Annotated in this window: 20 protein-coding genes; 11 read left to right on the forward strand and 9 right to left on the reverse strand. The window is 38.1% G+C overall.

The window, feature by feature from the left end; genetic code table 11:
• Positions 1-67: 67 nt before the first annotated feature.
• The 3 genes from DFQ12_RS04920 to DFQ12_RS04930 all read right to left on the reverse strand — a co-directional run bounded on the left by DFQ12_RS04920 (position 68) and on the right by DFQ12_RS04930 (position 1,464).
• Complete coding sequence (locus DFQ12_RS04920; RefSeq protein ID WP_104382022.1) at positions 68-253, reverse strand: CsbD family protein; 186 nt, start codon at positions 251-253, stop codon at positions 68-70.
• Between the two features lie 56 nt (positions 254-309).
• The gene (locus DFQ12_RS04925) at positions 310-579 is read right to left on the reverse strand and encodes a hypothetical protein (protein WP_077434091.1); all 270 of its coding nucleotides are present in this window, start codon (positions 577-579) and stop codon (positions 310-312) included.
• A 306-nt stretch (positions 580-885) separates the two neighbouring features.
• A complete protein-coding gene (locus DFQ12_RS04930) occupies positions 886-1,464 on the reverse strand; it encodes a hypothetical protein (protein WP_120257884.1) in 579 nt (192 codons plus the stop codon).
• A 177-nt stretch (positions 1,465-1,641) separates the two neighbouring features.
• Here DFQ12_RS04930 and DFQ12_RS04935 point away from each other — a divergent pair, with 177 nt between their 5' ends.
• Both DFQ12_RS04935 and DFQ12_RS04940 read left to right on the forward strand, forming a co-directional pair.
• On the forward strand, positions 1,642-1,992 hold the full coding sequence (locus DFQ12_RS04935; RefSeq protein WP_147420331.1) for a hypothetical protein: 351 nt from the start codon (positions 1,642-1,644) through the stop codon (positions 1,990-1,992).
• 23 nt (positions 1,993-2,015) lie between these two features.
• Positions 2,016-2,261: a DUF7218 family protein gene (locus DFQ12_RS04940; RefSeq protein WP_120257886.1), complete on the forward strand. Its 246-nt coding sequence runs from the start codon at positions 2,016-2,018 to the stop codon at positions 2,259-2,261.
• Between the two features lie 66 nt (positions 2,262-2,327).
• Here the strand turns inward: DFQ12_RS04940 and DFQ12_RS04945 are convergent, their stop codons facing one another.
• Positions 2,328-2,573, reverse strand: coding sequence for a hypothetical protein (locus DFQ12_RS04945; RefSeq protein ID WP_120257887.1), 246 nt, complete (start codon positions 2,571-2,573; stop codon positions 2,328-2,330).
• A 401-nt stretch (positions 2,574-2,974) separates the two neighbouring features.
• Between DFQ12_RS04945 and DFQ12_RS04950 the strand changes: the two genes are divergently transcribed.
• The 4 genes from DFQ12_RS04950 to DFQ12_RS04965 all read left to right on the forward strand — a co-directional run bounded on the left by DFQ12_RS04950 (position 2,975) and on the right by DFQ12_RS04965 (position 5,490).
• Positions 2,975-3,475, forward strand: a complete 501-nt coding sequence (locus tag DFQ12_RS04950; protein WP_120257888.1) for an RNA polymerase sigma factor — start codon at positions 2,975-2,977, stop codon at positions 3,473-3,475.
• 77 nt (positions 3,476-3,552) lie between these two features.
• Positions 3,553-3,744, forward strand: a complete 192-nt coding sequence (locus DFQ12_RS04955) for a hypothetical protein (protein WP_120257889.1) — start codon at positions 3,553-3,555, stop codon at positions 3,742-3,744.
• Positions 3,745-3,955: 211 nt separating this feature from the next.
• Complete coding sequence (locus DFQ12_RS04960) at positions 3,956-4,423, forward strand: ferritin-like domain-containing protein (RefSeq protein WP_120257890.1); 468 nt, start codon at positions 3,956-3,958, stop codon at positions 4,421-4,423.
• Positions 4,424-4,524: 101 nt separating this feature from the next.
• Positions 4,525-5,490, forward strand: a complete 966-nt coding sequence (locus DFQ12_RS04965) for a DNA topoisomerase IB (RefSeq protein WP_120257891.1) — start codon at positions 4,525-4,527, stop codon at positions 5,488-5,490.
• A 4-nt stretch (positions 5,491-5,494) separates the two neighbouring features.
• On the opposite strand, the gene DFQ12_RS04970 is transcribed toward DFQ12_RS04965, so the two are convergent.
• A complete protein-coding gene (locus DFQ12_RS04970) occupies positions 5,495-6,697 on the reverse strand; it encodes an NAD(P)/FAD-dependent oxidoreductase (RefSeq protein WP_120257892.1) in 1,203 nt (400 codons plus the stop codon).
• Between the two features lie 216 nt (positions 6,698-6,913).
• On the opposite strand from DFQ12_RS04970, the gene DFQ12_RS04980 reads away from it, so the two are divergent.
• The 3 genes from DFQ12_RS04980 to DFQ12_RS04995 all read left to right on the forward strand — a co-directional run bounded on the left by DFQ12_RS04980 (position 6,914) and on the right by DFQ12_RS04995 (position 10,619).
• A complete protein-coding gene (locus DFQ12_RS04980; protein ID WP_120257894.1) occupies positions 6,914-7,531 on the forward strand; it encodes a hypothetical protein in 618 nt (205 codons plus the stop codon).
• 170 nt (positions 7,532-7,701) lie between these two features.
• Positions 7,702-9,876: a GAF domain-containing sensor histidine kinase gene (locus DFQ12_RS04985; RefSeq protein ID WP_120257895.1), complete on the forward strand. Its 2,175-nt coding sequence runs from the start codon at positions 7,702-7,704 to the stop codon at positions 9,874-9,876.
• A gap of 440 nt (positions 9,877-10,316) precedes the next feature.
• Positions 10,317-10,619, forward strand: coding sequence for a hypothetical protein (locus tag DFQ12_RS04995; protein ID WP_120257897.1), 303 nt, complete (start codon positions 10,317-10,319; stop codon positions 10,617-10,619).
• A gap of 2 nt (positions 10,620-10,621) precedes the next feature.
• On the opposite strand, the gene DFQ12_RS28260 is transcribed toward DFQ12_RS04995, so the two are convergent.
• The 3 genes from DFQ12_RS28260 to DFQ12_RS05010 all read right to left on the reverse strand — a co-directional run bounded on the left by DFQ12_RS28260 (position 10,622) and on the right by DFQ12_RS05010 (position 14,126).
• Positions 10,622-12,640, reverse strand: a complete 2,019-nt coding sequence (locus DFQ12_RS28260) for a glycoside hydrolase family 43 protein (protein ID WP_244211727.1) — start codon at positions 12,638-12,640, stop codon at positions 10,622-10,624.
• A gap of 115 nt (positions 12,641-12,755) precedes the next feature.
• Complete coding sequence (locus DFQ12_RS05005; RefSeq protein ID WP_120257898.1) at positions 12,756-13,418, reverse strand: response regulator transcription factor; 663 nt, start codon at positions 13,416-13,418, stop codon at positions 12,756-12,758.
• A gap of 9 nt (positions 13,419-13,427) precedes the next feature.
• Positions 13,428-14,126 carry a hypothetical protein gene (locus DFQ12_RS05010; protein ID WP_147420332.1) on the reverse strand — a complete coding sequence of 233 codons (699 nt, stop codon included), beginning with the start codon at positions 14,124-14,126 and terminating at the stop codon, positions 13,428-13,430.
• Between the two features lie 373 nt (positions 14,127-14,499).
• Between DFQ12_RS05010 and DFQ12_RS05015 the strand changes: the two genes are divergently transcribed.
• Positions 14,500-15,006 (forward strand): RNA polymerase sigma factor, encoded by a 507-nt coding sequence (locus DFQ12_RS05015; protein ID WP_120257900.1) that lies wholly within the window; start codon positions 14,500-14,502, stop codon positions 15,004-15,006.
• A gap of 156 nt (positions 15,007-15,162) precedes the next feature.
• Positions 15,163-15,885 (forward strand): SIMPL domain-containing protein, encoded by a 723-nt coding sequence (locus tag DFQ12_RS05020; protein ID WP_120257901.1) that lies wholly within the window; start codon positions 15,163-15,165, stop codon positions 15,883-15,885.
• Between the two features lie 127 nt (positions 15,886-16,012).
• Here DFQ12_RS05020 and DFQ12_RS05025 read toward each other — a convergent pair whose 3' ends face one another.
• Positions 16,013-18,406 (reverse strand): TonB-dependent receptor, encoded by a 2,394-nt coding sequence (locus DFQ12_RS05025; protein WP_120257902.1) that lies wholly within the window; start codon positions 18,404-18,406, stop codon positions 16,013-16,015.
• Positions 18,407-18,663 lie beyond the last annotated feature (257 nt).

Consider the following 18,663-nt stretch of genomic DNA (forward strand, 5'->3'; position numbering starts at 1 on the left):
AAAAAATGCGGTCAACTAAATTGACCGCATTCTCTTCTTATATGTAAGTTTACAATTAATCGAATGCTTACATTTTATCTAACCAATCTTCCACCTCTTCTTTTGTCTTACCAGTTTTTTGTTGCAACTTACCCAACAACTCATCTTCTTTACCTTCTGCATATAACAAATCATCATCGGTCAAATCAGCATATTGTTGCTTTACTTTTCCTTTTAACTCGTTCCAACGTCCTTTCCATGTTAAATTACTCATAATACTTCTTTTTAGTTTAAAAATGAAATGATATACTATATATTATATTAAAGTTTTTATATCAACGTTTGTTTATATTCATCGAAATGTTCACATATTTCTTCCATTCCGATACTTTTACCCATTAGATCAATGAAGCGGTTTTTATAAAGTGAAAAAATATACAAACCTGTGGCAATATTCCCGATAACAAATATGCCTTCAAGTTCGTTGCTTCTAACGATCTTATCCTTCAGATGACATTCCTTTAGCAATGGAATATTGTAGGAAGACCATTTTCCCATTCGATCTCTAAGTATCAATCCGATATCTTTTGTTTTCACCATTGTTATTGTCTTTTCTAATGATAGAACAGTTGTCAAAGATTAAATGTTTCAAAAATTCAACGACTAAAAACAGAACAAGTGTTTAATTTTAAGTCCACCGTATTTATACGTCCGTTTATCTTTCGACTACCTAGCCCAACTATTGGTCATGGCAGGAGTCATACTATTATTCCAGTCCCCTACCTAGGATTTCCGATTCCCTAATTTCATTGGGAATACCCGGAAAAACATGGTCCGCTGAAAAAAAAAGTTTCCAAACCTTTCGGAATGGAAACTTGATGTTAAAGGTCTCCCATGGAGTAAGTTTTATTTTTTACCTGGCAAGTAGATCTGGAACCCAACGCCTACTCCCAAACCACTCGCTCCAGTACCGGTATTAATGCTGGCCTTGCTATAATTGTAACCGAAAGTTGCTTCCAAGGCTACAGTTCTAGTAATAAAATGCGCATAACCAACATTTGCTCCTAATGCCAATGCAGCACTTTTTCCAACCGAGCTCCCAGAGATACCGATGTCACCCTGACCGAAAAACCGTCCTGTGGACGAGCCACCTTGAGGAAAATAGTATCGAACAAAAGGTGCTATACCATAGGTCCATTCGTTGTCCGCATCCTTCTGTGTTCGCAATCCAAGGTTAGCCTGTGCGCCGATTGCTAAACCGTCTGACACAAAATAGCCTGCGCGCGGTTGTAGTGCAGCATTAAATGACTTTCCTTCGAAACTATAACCCAGACTACCGATTGATCCACCGACCATCCAGTTGCCTTGACGGATAGGCTCAACACCGACATCGGAGGACATCTGTGGTGTAGTTTCGATCTTTTGCGCGTTTGCCTGTAAACAAATACCGCCTGTAACCAATAAAAGTAGTGCAAATTTTCTCATAGTATCTTTTTTAATAAATTACTTTAGTTTAATAACAAGCTACATGGTTGAAAAGTTTTGTATTTATTATTAATTTCATTTTTAGTACAGAAACTATCTTATCCCATCCAATAGCAGCTCCATCGCACAAAAAAAACAACGATTCGATGCTGACAGCTGTTCAATCTGTAAAAAGGAATGATGAGAACAACAATTCAATTTCGTAGTGGTGCGCCGATGACATTTGAAGATGCTTTTATACTACTAAACGAAATAGACCCTATCGGCAATAGTCCAGGTACGGATAGCGGCATACCCGTACGCAAAGCTCCAAAGGTTCCTGACTTCAAAGAAGTAACACCGGATAACTATTATCCGGAAAGTGCTAACGGTCCCGATCCGACAGAGGAAGAGCAACGTGACAGAGATGATCTGGACCATATCGATCCAGAACATGACAAACATCCGCAGAAACCGGATCATGAAGAAGAGGATATCTATACGCCCGATACTGACCAGGAGGAGGATGTGGAGGAAAAAGGCTTATAATCAAAGATTAAAAATAAAACGATATGACTAAAAATCATGGCAAACAGATCAAAGATGATGCGAAATACGAAGCTTTACGTCGTGAAGGTTACAGTAAGGAAAAATCCGCTCGTATAGCCAATACGCCTGATTCTGGAAAAAAAGGTGGAAAAAGCGCTGATTTGGATGAAAGAAGTAAAGCAGAATTACTTACGGAAGCAAAGAAAATCGGGATAAAAGGCCGCCATAAAATGACTAAGGAAAACCTAATCAAGGCGATTCGTTCATAATCAAAAAACTCCCTTCGTAAAGGGAGTTTTTTATTAACAGTTTCTATAGACGCGCTGATAACATGTCTAATGTTTGACATCCGTTGAACTATCCTTTTGTGTGGAGTCCAGTAAGGTCGTATCCTTCTGCATACTCATCTTTTGCTGCTCACTCAAGTTGTACCTTGTTTCATCGGCATCACTCGGGGCAATATTATCCGATTGTCCGCTTCCCTCCTTATTATTTTTGGAGGAATTTTTACAGGAAAACAAGGTCGTACCACATAATAGTACAATAGCAATCATAGGTATTAATTTCTTTAATTCTTTCATATGTAATTTTTTTTGTTTGCTAATCTTTATTAAAATAACCCTGTTCAAGAATCTTTAGTTCAATAAAAAATGAAAAACTGTTCCAATTGGCTACAAAGGCAGACAGTTTACGCGATTAAATTTTCATTATCAAGCCCCGTAATTAGGACATTTTTTAAGGGAATAAATACCCTATTGACCTGCAAAAAAAAGTTTGGGCAGACAGTCATTAAGGCTTTATTTTTCGAATAAACTAGCCTCTATTGTAGCGTTTCAGCTACAAGGTGTCAAAATACGGTTATACGTATTTCCCGCAGTTAGCTGTTTAAACAAAGATTAACAGCTCAATTTCAGTAAAAATTAGCACTCTAATTGCACCAACCTTTCAAGAAAATCAATCATTTTAATAAACGAAAGATATCATGAACAATCCCAATTTAAACTTGCTGGTCGAAGAAAAAAGAAGCTTATTAAAACATTTCGCAGGAAAATTCACTACCGATCCTGACGAAAAGGAGGACTTGATTCAGGAAACACTTATTCGCGCATTGAAGTCGATCGATGACTTTATTAAGCATCCCAAATTAATGTCCTGGCTATACGTGATCATGAAGAATGTTTACATTAATCAGTATCGCAAAGCCAAGCGAACGAACGAAATTCATGAAACCTACATTGGCCTCGAGGCTTACAATACAACTGAATCGAATAAAGGTGAAAACAAGTTCGTATCAGACGATATCGAAAAGGCGATGTGTAACCTTTCGGAGGAAAATTACCAAATCTTCCAGTTATTCTTGGAAGGTTATAAATATCATGAAATTGCCTCCTATTTTGGGATGCCAGAAGGAACAATAAAGACGAGAATACATATGACACGCAAGAAATTACAAAAGCAGCTAAAAGTATATCAACTTAAATAAAACCAAATATCATTTTTGCTGTTAACATAGCATAAGTCCTGTATAAAGATTTGTCAGTACACTAAAAAAATAGCCATATGAATCCTAAAATCAATAAATTCGATCAGCACTATATGTCGGTTTTGCTGATTATTTGTGGTGGTCCTATCGGAAAGGGAAATAATAAGACAATCGTTCTGTCAGCTACAACCACTCCAACAAATAAAAAACAAACTAAGGAGAATATTGAAGAGGAAAAGAAACCTGCTTCTTTAAATAAAACAAAGTAAAATACATACAAATAAAGAGATCACTTTAACTGAATAAAGTGATCTCTTTTTTGTCTGTGCAATACCCCAACCGACTGATAGATCTTAGCTCCGCATTTTACCCATTAATTAACAGGGTAGAAATACGCGTACTTCTTTTTTTCTCAACGGAACAGTTCCTGAATCAGTTCTTAGATTGAGAAATAATTTAATCACATAAAAATCATACGACATGGAAACGATAACAATCAATGATAGTACATTAATCAATGACTTGATACAAATCAATAATGATCGTATTGCCGGGTATAAAAAAGCAATTGAAATCGCAACACGACTCCATATCGATAGCTTAAATGACATCTTTGTTGAATACATGAGTCAATCCGAGCTATTTATTGAGGAGCTCAAACCGTATTTAGAGCAACAAGCTAAGGCGGCTACTGATGGTACAATGGTCAGTGGAAAACTCTTTAGGATATGGATGGATATCAAATCTGTCATTTCAGGAAACGACGAAAAAAGTCTATTATCAAGTTGTGAACAAGGCGAAGATGCTTTTAAGAAGACCTATAAAGATGTTGTTGACAATCAAGATTGGGAAATTACACACGATCTTTTACTTCTGATTGAAAAACAGCTCGCCATACAACTTGAAGCGCATGGATACATCAAAACATTACGGGATAATGCATCTTAATTAATCTTGCTTTTATCCGAAGACCTAAGATCCTTATTATCTCAACAAATGAGGATCTTTGTATTAAAATACAGCATAATTAAGCTCCATAAACTACCTGTATGAAGATAATAAATACCAAAGGATACACAAGACGTAAAGTTAAACAAAACTTTAAATACTTTGATGACTCAGGTAAGGCGATTACCGATACAAAGGTATTGGACAGAATAAATCATTTGGTTATTCCGCCAAATTGGAAAGCTGTTTGGATTTCAAAAAATGCGGGGAGTGATCTACAAGCTTATGGTTTTGACCGGAAGGACCGTAAACAATACATCTATCATCGTAAATTTGTTCAGCAAAAACAAACAGAGAAATTTAGGCATATTCTTTATATGGGACAGTATCTGCAAGATCTCAGAAAAATAACCTCCCGACATTTGAAACATCAGGACTGGGATATGGAAAAACTATGTGCAATTGCCTTTAAGATAATGGATAGTACACTTGTACGGATTGGAAACAAGCGCTATACGTTAGAAAACAAGTCTTATGGGCTCAGTACACTCGAAAAAAGACATGTAAAAATAACCGACAATACAATCATCTTAGCCTATAAGGGTAAAAAGGGTGTCTTTCAGGAAAAATCCTGGAAAGACAAGCAGCAAGCGAAATTACTGAGCGAACTACTCCAGTTTAAAGGGAAAAGGCTTTTTCAGCTTGATAAAACATCTTGTGAAAGTAGATTTTGCGGTCGCATATTCAATGCTTATCTACGGGATCATTGTCCCGGCCAGATCAGCTGTAAAGATATCCGTATTTGGGGCGCCAGCCGCGAAGCGTTTAACCTTTTATCCCAAACAAACCAAGGGGATGATTTAAATACACGAAAAAAACAGCTGAATGGGGTTATAAAGACAGTCGCTAAGCAGCTGGGCAATACCAAAACAGTTTCTGAAAATTATTATATCCATCCAGCTATACAGATGACATTTATGGAAGGAAGATTTCCATTTATCAAGGAAAAATTGACGCTTAGCAAGCTAGAAAACAAACTGTTTCGTTTTCTGTTAAAATATAGCTAATTCGCTATCGTCCAAACTTAAACCATTCGGACAGGGGGTGCTTTCTATTTTCTAACCAAAAGGCCACCATTTCCATTGCAGTGACCGAAAATGTAATCCCATTACCACCAAAACCACAGACAAAATAACTATTTTTAAACGCCTTATGTTCACCAATATACGGCAGACCATCCTTGGTTACCCCAAAAGTTCCAGCCCAGGTAAAATCTGTTAAAAAAGGTTTATTGAAGATCTTCTGGAAAGACTTTCCTAACTTATCCGACTTTTTGGCAATTAAGGCATCTCGCTTCTGTGGATCGCGAAACTCCTCATCCTCCCCCCCGATCAAAAATCGACCGTCATCGGTCGTACGCATATAGAGGTAAGGGTCGGAAGTGTTCCAGATCAATACGTCTTTGTACTGTTGATACAATGAAGAGTCCACTTCGGAGACAATCGCGAAGGTACTTAACAAGTCCACAAACTTCTCAGGAATAACCGAAACAGTCTCATAGCCCGTGCAATATATAATTTTTTTTGTGCGGATCATTGCACCTGTAGATACTGTAGCCACAGTGCTCTGCCCATTGCTTTTAACAGAGACAAGTTCCGTCTTATCAAATACCTCCAATCCCGCTTTTACATTATAAACCAATAGTTCATGGGTAAAACAAAAAGCATCCATACTAGCGCCCTGTCCGGAAAGTATCCCACCATACGCATTCGCTAGCCCATATTGCGCTTGAATTTCGTCCGCAGATAGCCAGTTGACGGCAAATCCTGCAGATTCCCGCGCATTAAATTCCTGTTTTAGCCATGGAATATCCTTTTTACGTGCGGCATAATATAAGGATTCCTTTGCGCGAAAACCGGCTTTAGATTTGATTTTCCGTGTAAGTAAACCAATGTCATCTATTGCTTTGCTACAGGCCTTATAACTAGCAATAGCGCCCTCTTCACCGATTAGTTTCTTTAATTCATAGAGCGGTGTATCAATCTCATATTGCAACATGGACGTTGTTGCTGCTGAGCTTCCATTAGCGATCTCGCGTTTATCAATAAGCACACAGTTCTTCCCCATCGCCATACATTGATGTGCAATGAGGGCGCCAGTGATTCCACCGCCAACAATTAAAATATCGCAGGTTTTGTCCTGATGCAGGGAGGGATAAGTCGCCAAAAGCCCATTTTTTATCAACCAAAAAGGTTCATTAGATTTTAAATCCATAATAAGTGACAAGCAAATGCCCTAATAACCAAATACGAAAGGAAAAGTTTGGATTGCTGTTTCCTAAAGTTCCATTTAACATACTCCAACGCGCCATGGTATACCATAGGCACTTCGCAGATTTGCCCTTATCAGAAAAAGATTTTGTCAATAAATAATTTACAATTGTTCGCATCAAACTAAATTGAATCGAATAATGTTCTTTATCAAAAAGGCATGAAAAATATTATTCCTGAACAAAAAGAAGGAAGAAAACTGGATTGCTTCGAATCCATTGATTTTGAGAGTACCACAATGGCTGACCTGGCCTTTGATTCCGCATGTTCTAGTCTCTCTAATGTCAATCACTGGTATGAGCTAGCCACAATTCCAGCGACGACTTTTCAATTAACGAACAGTGTTGGGCTGCCTATTGACCGTCCATTGGCGCTACATGACTATATTAGGCTGAATATCCCTGGTCCCGGCCTTCCCAGCAGTGCTGGATATGACTGGGTCAATGTCGTTAATATCATCCAGGATTCAACGGCCGAATATAAACTATATGCCTTAACCCTAAAACCTTGCCCAGACCCACAACATCCGGAAAATAAAGATACAGCCCACTTTTTTGAAGGGATCTCCTCCTCTACCTTTCTCGTAGAACAACGACGCAACAGCATTTTAATTCAGTATGCGGGACGAAACGAGATTATCAACGTGGAAAACCATAGCCTTGGGGACAATATCAGAAACTTAATCATTGGGATGGCTGCTAAAATAGGTGCATCCTATCCGCAGTGGAAACTGCTTGTCAAAGGTCTTGCAAACCATATCCGCAGGGAACAGAAATAAAGCGAACATAGCGGACGAAGGAAAAATACAATATATTTCCTTTAAGGCTAGTAATTTCAAATACCGAAATGCATCTGGTGAGAATATCCTATTTGATATAAATCACCATTCAAATTGTGTTAATTTTTTCGTATATTTAGGCTATATCATAAGGAGTTTTTGGGTTACGTATGAATACTGCTTTTCAATCTAACAATCAAAATACGATCAATCTTCAGCATTTTGGTAGTCTTGTTGTTTTGGATGAACAATTTACTATTGTGGCTTTGAGTGAGTTTGCAGCTGAAAAAGCTGCCCTTTCTACTTCCGCACTATTGGGGACAAACTTTTTTGAAAGTTTTGCTGTAGCCTTTGGTGATACTATTCAAAAAATAGCGACTGCCTTGAGTGAGTTGCGGGAAAATGGACAATCACGTCATATTCTACCTATTAAGATATTCCAAGAACGTGTCTATTTTAAACTTAAAATATACCAAGGCCATTTTTATATTGAATGGGAGCAACAGCACAAAAAATATATATCCGCAAGAAAGATAAACGAATTCAACTTCTTACTTGACACCATCCAACCTAATAACTGGGACCGGGTCTGTTTGGCCATCAATAAATTATTGAATTACGATCGTGTTTTTGTTCTTCAGGTTCAAGAAACGGGATATAGTGAAGTGATTGCCGAACATACTTCTGATGGCAAACCTTATTTTAGAGGGAAAGAATTTTCTAAAGATTTCATGCCCAAAGAGGCGATGGAATATTATAGTAACTATTCGTATCGTTATATCCCCAATGTTAAGAAAAATGACCAGAATTTTGTTTATATAGAGGACAGCATTGATACGCTTTCCAGTTTGCTCTGCCCACTCCCCCATCTCCATCGTCTTTTTCTGGAAAAGATCAATGTCCAAAGTGCCTTATTTTTCCGTATTTGTATAGATGACGAATTTTGGGGGCTGGTTGTAGCGCAGCATGCAGAAGAAAAAGTGATAGATCTGCAACAACGGAAGCTTTGTACTTTTGCTATTCAAGCCGCTACCAACAAATATGAAAGCCATGTTAAACAAAATCTACTTGAAAGAACAGAACTCCTTAATAGCGCAGAAGTAGAACTAAAAAAAAGCCTATCTGAGAATAAAATGGTCAATTGTGCTTTGGTTCAGCATATAGATACCCTCATGCAATTGGTCAATGCGGACGGCCTGTCTATATTTAATCAGGGCGATGTATTTAACCATGGGCATACACCACATAAAACGCTGTTTTATGAAATCATTCAATTCCTGCAAACGCATAGTGATAAAGCTTTATTCAAGGATTACAATTTTACATTAAATCATCAGAATCATTTTAAAGAAAAATTGAATTTTGCAGGTCTGATGTACCTCAAGGTCGGCATAGAAAGTGATTATTACCTTGTATGGTTCAGAAAAGCAAGCCAAAGTCGTGTCATGCAAATCCGGCAGGATCAAAAACACCGTCGAAAGCCGGATTATTTGGAGCTCTGGGAGGATGTTCGTTATGATGTAGCAAAGCCATGGAACGATGCTGAAATCAATTTTGTGCTACGATTGAACCAGATTATCAAAGAATCTATATTTAGAAAGCTCAGAGAAAGACAGTTACTCAACGAAGAACTGTTGAGCCTGAACAATGAATTAGAAATGTTTACTTATACCCTATCGCACGATCTGAAAAACCCCTTGTCAATCTTAAAAATGGGTATACAATTTCTGCAGCAGCATTCCGACGATATTGATCTTTCAAAAACGAACAAATGGTATCAAAATTTCAGCAGGAGTGTTTCCAATATCGAAGACATCATCAACAATATGGTCCAATTGAGTCAACACCGTGCGAGCGTTTTGGACAAAGAACCACTTCCCATGGCTTACACACTGCAGCGTATTTTCCAGGAAAACAAAACCCTTTATAATACACCTGATTGTCAGTCATATTTTGGGCAATTACTACCGATTTGGGGCGAAAAGAGTGCCGTCTACCAGATCTTTACCAATCTTATTGTTAACGCGATCAAATATTCTGCTCAATCGGACAAACCTGCGATTAAAATTGAAAGTACAAATCAGGACGATATGACTTATTATTGCATCAAAGATAATGGTATAGGCATCCCTGAGGAGCATCTGCCACATATCTATGAAATGTTTTCCCGTGCTGACAACGTCTCGGGTATTCCAGGTACAGGGATCGGACTATCGCTTGTTAAACGCGTCATGGAACGTTTGGGAGGTACAATAGAGATCGAATCCACCGTTGGTTTAGGAACAACAGTCCACTTATATTTCCCTATTGTGGCACCTTTTCCGGATCATATGCTCAATGATTGATTTACGTAGCTTCGGAGAATATGACTGCTAGAAACCGCTCCGGAGCTAATCATATTGCTGATGATTGACGTGTTGGAGTTCTGCCCAAAAAGATCAATACTAGTTCTTCTTCGTTAATTTTCGGTAAACAACCAGGGTTATCACAAAAATAAAAATGAGAATAAAAAGCCAAATACCTGGTTCGGCATACCATTCATTTGAATTCCCGGTATTTAACGCTTCCGTTTGTTCCGATGGTTGTGTTACTAGAGCTAGTATACAATTTAAAACATAAGGTACCTTCATCATAATCTGTTTCGTTGATCCAACATCTATAGAACCCTCGTCATGCAGAAGTCGTTTGAATTGGATTAGTTTAAACCAATTGCCCTTTGTAATTGTTCCTTTAATAAAAGCTATAGTTATAAACGATATAGCAATTGCATTCAATCATCAAAATAATGGAAAAGACATTACAGCATTCGATAGTGAAACAAGGTTTGATTATTTTATATTATTTCAGCAATAGATGGTATCGTAAATGTCTCTTTACGGAAGGCCATATTCCCGCTTTAAATGCAACTCCTGCCATGAAAACGTCAATAGAGGACCTCGAAAAAACGAATACACTTACCGAAGGGGAACTTAGGCGCAATCATCAAGATGAAGACAATGACAGTAGTGATAGGCTACATCAAATTGATAAAAAGTCAGGTGGAGAGGAAAAAAGCAGTAAACAAAAAAAAATACAGATTAACCGCTAAGGTCAATCTGTAAGAACGCGTAGCTGATTATTTTGGCTAAAATCGATGTCACGGATAAATACCATCCGTTTATCTCCGGTTTTTGTTGTTCGTCCATGATAGACACATCGAAGTTTGCCTTCGCGGTCTCTAAAGATGCTGTTGTGTCCTGTACCTGACACGATCCCTCCTCTATCCGTATTTTTTTCAATAATCGGATTCGTTTGTGATTTTTCATAGCTTCCCAACGGAGATTTAGCGGTAGCATAACCAACAGCATAATTTGCTCCCGCAAAATAATTTGCAGAATACATCATATAATATTGTCCTTTTGCGTGGATTAAGAAGGATCCTTCTGTCCACCTTCTGTTAATTTCGCCAGAAGACACCGACCGACTTTCCCATTCCGATTGTGCATCACTCATGCGCGCGGGAGGACGTATTAAAAGTACCGGCTTTCCAATCACGTGCTGCATACTACTGTCAAGCTCGATGCCATAAACCCAGCTTTCCTCAATAGCATTGTACCCCCATTTAGACTTGGCCCAATCGGCAATTTCGGAGGCAACGGGATGTTCATAGCAGCAACGCGAATAAAATAAATAATTTCTATTGTCGACATCCCGAAAGACATTCGCATCAATAATAGGATATCCAGGGTCAAATAATGGTTTACCTGTCAAATCTATAAATGGTCCCAAAGGACTATCCGCTACGGCGACACCAATACGATAATTCTCCAGCTTATTTCCAGGGTTTTCCTTCCAGTGCGCACTATAATACATATAGTATTTATTATTGATGGCGTACACCTCTGGCGCCCAAAAGTCCTTGACCCCCCATCCTTTGGCCTGTTTGCCATCATACACTTTCCCCGCTTCCTTCCAATGCCTTAGATCTTTAGAACTGTATGCTATAAACCCATTTTCTGTGCCTCCCGTTCCGTATAGATAATATAGATCTGTAGGTTGATCATATAAAATAAAAGGGTCACCAAAAGCGACATCAATAGGCTCGTCAGATTTGTTGACAAGCTCAAGCAACCTGAACTTGGAACTGTCAAATTTGGGAATTGCAATATCACTTTGTCTATCAGAAGCAAGATCAATAGGTACAATAGCTGTACGTCTTGGAGCAACTTGAGTGTCAGAATAATGTGTATGACATATATAATACCATTGTTGTCCTTTTTGGAATAAATCACCATGGCCAGTACCGGCAAATCCGCTTGTATGCTGGCTCAATAAAGGATTTGTTTCAATTTTTTTCCAGGGACCATACACATTGTCCGCTACCGCAACACCTACGGCATAGTCTTTATTTCTAAAATCATTGGCCGAATAAAACATATAATAATGATTGCCTTGCTTTACAACAGTAGGTCCCTCACTGACTGACCATGTTGAACCAGCAGTATTCTCCCAAGCTTTTTCAGCATGCAAACATTCTTTTAATGTCTCTTTTTTGATTCCTGAATAGTCATCTTTTAATTCCGCAACGAAGATGCGGTTTCCTTCCACCAATCTCACATGAAACAAATATTTTTTACCATCGCTATCCCTAAAAACATAGGGATCAATCTGCTTTCCGCCATCAATAAGCGTTTTGGCAATGACCTGTTTAAAAGGACCCATTGGAGAATCGCTGATAGCGATGGCAATTTGCTCATCAGCCGTATAAGCCATGTAAAATTTGCCTTGCTCCGACCAGACTTGAGGTGCCCAAAAGCCTTTGGTTCCAAATACATCTTCTTTTACCAATGCAAATCCGGCTTTTGCACCAATGGGTCCCGCCCATTGTTTCAAGTCTTTAGACCGATATACTTTAAAGCCTAACTGTTTATCGCCATCACCATTGGTACCATATAAATAGTAATAACCGTTATCGTAGAAAATGGTGGGATCCGCCTGAAAAATACCATTTTCTAATGTCACTGACCTGGCCATAGAATCGGTTGGAGACTGTGTAAAAATACCATGCCCTGTTGCGTAGCTCAACGAATCTATCACACTGAGAATAAAAAGCAATACATAAAATTTCATCTGTTTCACCTGAATACAATTTAAGTTCACACTAAAATTGAACAAATAATTTTTATATCACAGGTGTTATCGTATCAATGAAAGATCAATTTGTATCTTTTTTTTATTATCAGGGTTAATTCAATATCCCATTTTCGAAGGCAAACTTCACTAAATGTGCTGTATTTTTCACACCCGCTTTATCAATTAAATTTTGACGATGGCCCTCCACTGTACGCTTACTCAAAAAGATCTTATCGGCAATTTCAATATTTGTATAGCCTTCAGCGATAAGCCCCAAGACTTCAAGTTCACGTTCAGAAATTTCAAAATCTGCCCGTGATCCTATCGGATCCTGCGCGTAACGTTGCCCCGAACGTATATGTTCCAAAAGCAACATGGAGATCTCTTCACTCATATATCGGCCACCAGCTGCAATGTGGTTGAGCGCAAAAAGTAATTCGTTATACCCAATGTTTTTCACCAAATATCCCATAAGGCCGTACTCAAACCCTTCGATGACATAATTAATCTGGTTCAACATCGACAGGATGACGACTTTTATATTTCCATATTGCTTATATAAGACCCGCAAAAGCGCTATACCATCCATTTCCTCCATGCTGATATCCGTCAAAATAATATCTGGAACTGAATCTGGATTCGATTGCAGGTAGTCTAGCGCTTCCTTACCATTGGAAGCCTCCCCAACAACTTCAAAACTATCCTGGGATTCTAAAAGCAATTTAATACCATTGCGCACCACCATATGGTCTTCTACCAATAGGATTTTTATCATATCGTCTTTTTAAATAGTTAATTTAAGAATTATACCCTCTTCGAGGGTGTCACTAACAATTTGAGCACTGTAAAGCTCTGTTATTTTTATTAAACGCAATGGGCTATCCACACGTTTTGGTGTCTGTAATGAATTATCTTCTTTAAAATAGGGTAACACCTTAATAAAGATTGCAAAATCGATGAGCTGCACAGATATCGAAATTGCCTGAATAGGCATCTCCTCCTTCAAATATTCAAATAGTGCTGTAAGCAACTTAAAAAGGCGAACTTGAATATGACGCTGAAGTTCCTTTAAATTTGGATCGAGAATAATATCTATGGTAAAACTCAACTTTTGTTTATAGGAGGCCACTACTTCATCAATCGCATGGAAAATCCCGAGATCATTCAAGATAGGGTTATAGAGCAAGGTCGCTTTATTACGCAGCTCGATTACTAGAGAAGTCAATGAGTCACGTAAACAACGTAACTCTTCAAAATCACCGTGTCTGTTGGTGAAATTCTGGAGCGAAATACGCATACCATAGACTTCTTGCGCAAGTTCGTCCCTAAAGTATCGCCCAATACGTCCGAAATCTTCTTGTTGACTCCGGATAATGGATTTGTAAAATTCTTCTTGGTTCCCACCCCAAATCTGATTTAGATCATGCCCCCCTTCGTTTCGCTGTGATTGATCTATATATAAATTTTCGTCTTCGTTCCCCATAGTATTCTCGTTTTTGTACCTATGATTAATAACCATTATCAAACTCGAACAGTTTTTAAAAACTGATAAAACGTTAAAAGATGGCTGTATAGTTTATAGTACTACGTATAAATACGTAGTACTACGGGATAAAGAATGGATTTAAACAAGGTAAACACTTGTTGTTAAAGTAAAAAACACCTTAATTTTATCCCCGAATCAGACAGTGCAACCATTGAATTAAATGACAATTAATACTGATTTACAGCCAATTAAAGCAGAAACAAAATTACTCAACGCGATTTTAAATTTAAAAACATTGACTTTTATCTTTTTTTTCTAGCACCCTAATTGTAGTAACCTTGGCACTGATAGACACTTAAAAATTGATAATATGGAAAATACAACAATCGATCAACTGTTTAAGGAAAAGAGACCTACATTAAAATATTTGGCTGCTCAATTTACAAGTGATCCAGATGAAAGAGAAGACTTGGTGCAAGAAACTATGGTTAGATCATTATCTTCCATAGAAAAGTTTATAAAGCATCCTAAGCTCATGTCCTGGTTATATATCATTATGAAGAATACATATATTAATCAGTATACACGGAATAAGAGACTGGAAAATTACCGCAATGAATATATAAGCACCGGTTATGTCAATGAAATTACACGTAACCGTGGCGAAAATAACTTTGTGGCATCGGATATTCAGCATGCGCTCAATAATTTACCAAAGGATTATTACAATGCTTTTGCGTTATTTTTGGAAGGGTTCAAATATTATGAAATTGCGGAGCACTTGCAAATACCTGAAGGAACTGTAAAGACACGTATCCATATGGCGCGCAAGTCCTTACAAAAGCAACTTAAAACCTACTCGAAGAGTATTTATTAAAAATAGCAACCCTTTATATAGTGAAGCAGGCGCTCATCGTGCCTGCTTTTTTGTTTGCTATTTCCGATTTGATTTTTTGGGTCAACAGCAGCTCTCCCATTAATTTAGTATATTAGACTAGGTACTAACTAAATACAGATTAATAATTATAGATATATGAGAAATAAAATAAAGTTCTTATCGCTAGTTGTCAGTAGTGGTTTCTTATTTATGATATCCTGCCAGTCTGTCTCCAATGACAATCAAAACCGGATACGGGTCAGCGGTGAAGGAAAAATTAGGATAATGCCGGACCAAGTTACACTCACTATAAATACGGCATTTACAAAACCGAGGATGGTAGACGCTGTAAGGGAAACACAAAATACCGTAGATAGTGTCATTGCTATACTTGGAAAATACGGGAATAAAAAGGAAGATATAAAGACAAGCAGTGTATCAGCCAATAAAGACTATCAATATATTGGAAATACGACTAAATTTGTCGGCTACCAAGCACAGCAGACTATCGATTTTGTCCTACATGATCTATCCAAATTCACTGAATTAACTGGAAAATTACTCGAGACAAAAATAAGCGGAATTGGTTCCATTTCATTTGCCCACTCCAAAGCCGACAGTATTCTACGGGAAGCAGACCTGATTGCCTATGACGACGCACTAAAATCCGCCCAAAAGCTGGCTTCGAGAGCCGATGTAAAAATTGGTAAACTCTTGTTCCTGTCAAACGATGGCAGCCCTTCCAATGAATCTACGGGTAACAGAACCGGGATGGCTTTAGAAACATTTAGTAAAGCTTATGGCGGGGAAGGTTTTAAAATAGCGCCTGAGGTGCTCGAATTTAAAAGAACAATCTACACTGAATTTGAAATAAAATAGCACCATCGCTATACAATACAATACAATACAATACAATACAATACGTCCAGCTCACAATAAAATGTCCCCAAAAAGTTGAACACTTTTGGGGACATGGTATTTTCAGTATTTTTTTATTGCAATTTTGCTAGAATTTGAGACTCAGCTCGGCAGCAAAATTCCTCGGCATTTGGGCGACAACTACCCCTTGTCCAGAAAAATAATGTGCATTGCTGATGTTGTTCATCTTGACACCAAAACGATAGAAATCACGTTCAAGAGAGATCGAAGCATTAATCAACGTATACGCCGGAAATGTAAATTTCCCTGTTATAGAATTATCAGCCGAAACCTGCTTTCCAACGTGATTGACACCAAATCCAAAACCCAGTCCCTGTAGTTTTGGAGTCTGTAAAACATAGCTGATCCAGGAGTTAAAAACTTGTGCAGGACCTGCAGAAGCAGGACGGCGCCCTTCTACCGTAGAATCTGCCCGTTGAAATCTACTATCATTATAAGTATAGCCCGTAAGAATATTCAACCCTTTGATCGGATTGGTAATCAGTTCCAACTCAACACCTTTGCTGCGTTGTTCCCCATCCTGAATTGTTATCTTAGGACCGTCATTGGCAGCCAGACGAGTCATATTATTCACGACAATATCGTAATAAGAAGCCGTAAAATTAAAACGGTTATTCCAGAAATTGGTTTTGATCCCTGCTTCCCATTGATTGGCCAATTGCGGTTTCATCTCTCTTTGTCCCTCAGGATTCTCTAGAGCTGGGGGCACATAACTAAAGCTATTCATATAATTACCATAGGCCGACAATTTATCTTTAAGAACCTGGTATACAACTCCAAACTTAGGTGAAAGTGCCGTTTGTTTGAAGTTGGCCTCTCTTATATTTGTACTTAAGTTCAATTGACCACGGCTATTATAATGGTCTACTCGTAAGCTCAAAATAGTTGTTAGACGATCTGTCAGAGACAGTACATCGGATATATAAGCACCATAGATGTTGCTTGAAGAATAGTTACGTTGTAGTGGTCTTGTAGACAGTTGTATTTTTTGCGAGGCCAGTTGATTGGAAATAGGCAAATAACCTTTTTCTAAATCCAGCGCATTGATGGTATCAAACACAACAATAGGTGAATTATTATTCCGTAAGGTCTGGTTCAGATAATCTACCCCGATCAAAATTTTATTCTTAACATTTCCGATCTGGAAGCTTCCATTGAAATTTTGCTGGATACTCGTAGAACTTCCTTCGGTATTCTGCCATTGGACATTGCGTTCAAGTAGAGCATCACTTTCCTTGCCCCGAATAAATTGGTATTGGTACATACCTTCTGTTTTTCTGAAATTTCTGGATATCAACGTCTGCGAAGTCCAATTATCTGAAATCTTATAATTTACCTCACCTTTGATATTGATGGACGGGGCTTTCAGCGTAATATCATTGTTCGAATAGGATCTATTCCAGTCAAATCCAAGGTCTTGAGGTCTCTTTGCAAAAAACTGGCGTGTGCGTGTGAGAAAGATTATGGGGGTATTGGTACCCTCATAATTGTATATCTGGGCTCCCAGATTAAACGTTAATCGATCATTGACCTCATAGTTAAACGTTGGCGCAACAAAAAATGATTTTCTAAATTCCGAATCACGGAAACCGTTTTGGTACTGATAGGCTGTATTTAAACGAAACAGCGTCTTACGGTTGCTGGTGATAGGTCCGAATACATCGGCTGTAAGGCGATTTAAGTTATAGCTACCAAATAAATAAGATACTTGGCCGCCGTAGTAATCCTTAGGTTTCTTCGTGACGAGGTTGACCAAACCACCGAAAGAGGTCGCTGCTCCGCCATACAAAGTACCTGAAGGACCTTTTATAACCTCGATACGTTCCACATCCGCAGGATCAATTTCACCATTCGTGTTTGCAGGGAGGCCATCCACCAAACCTATTTTCGTTGGGAATCCACGCAGATTGTAATAAATAGCACCATCTGACCCACGGCCTGGACTTCCTTGCACTTTTACCATCCCCACAACGTTTTTAACAGCCTCCGACAAATCAGTGGTCAACTGTTCTTTCATCAATTCTTTGTTGACATTGGAATAGGACTGTGGATTTTCCATATAGCCCAACTGCACCTTTGCAACTTTCGAACTATCGCGTTCCAAGAATTTATTGCGTCGATAACCATATACGGTCACCCCATCCAGATAATAATTGTTTTTAGTCCCGTAAATCGTCGGAAGGACAGTTGTCTGGTTGTCAACATGAATATTTTCCCGCAATAACTCAATATCATTTAGACTGACTTGTAGAATATAATCACCTGGAGGAACATGGTCTAAATAAAATTCTCCAGCAGCGTTTGTCCGCCCCTGGTAAGATGTATTTAATAGTCGGACAATGGCATCCTTGGCAACAACGGACTGATCTACCATGATTTTGCCGGATATACGATCGGCCTTCTGGCCAAATGCTGTGAAAAACAGCAGGATTGAGACGATAAAAAGTATCGATCTTTTCATAAAAATTGTAATGGTTTTAAATGCTATTGAAAATTTTATTTAGACAAATTCTAAACAAAAGTAATCTATATTTTTAAAATTCAAAACAAGCTTATAAATTCAGGCTGACAACAAACCTTTCGCCATTCACTTATAATATTTACTATACTTAAACAAAAATATCTAATGGATATAATTATTTCCTCACAAAACTCTTAAACAACAAAAATAGACTACTAGCACTTATTTATATTCAATAAATTTAAACTCAATTTTCA

This window comes from Sphingobacterium detergens (genome assembly GCF_003610355.1).
GTDB lineage: Bacteria > Bacteroidota > Bacteroidia > Sphingobacteriales > Sphingobacteriaceae > Sphingobacterium > Sphingobacterium detergens.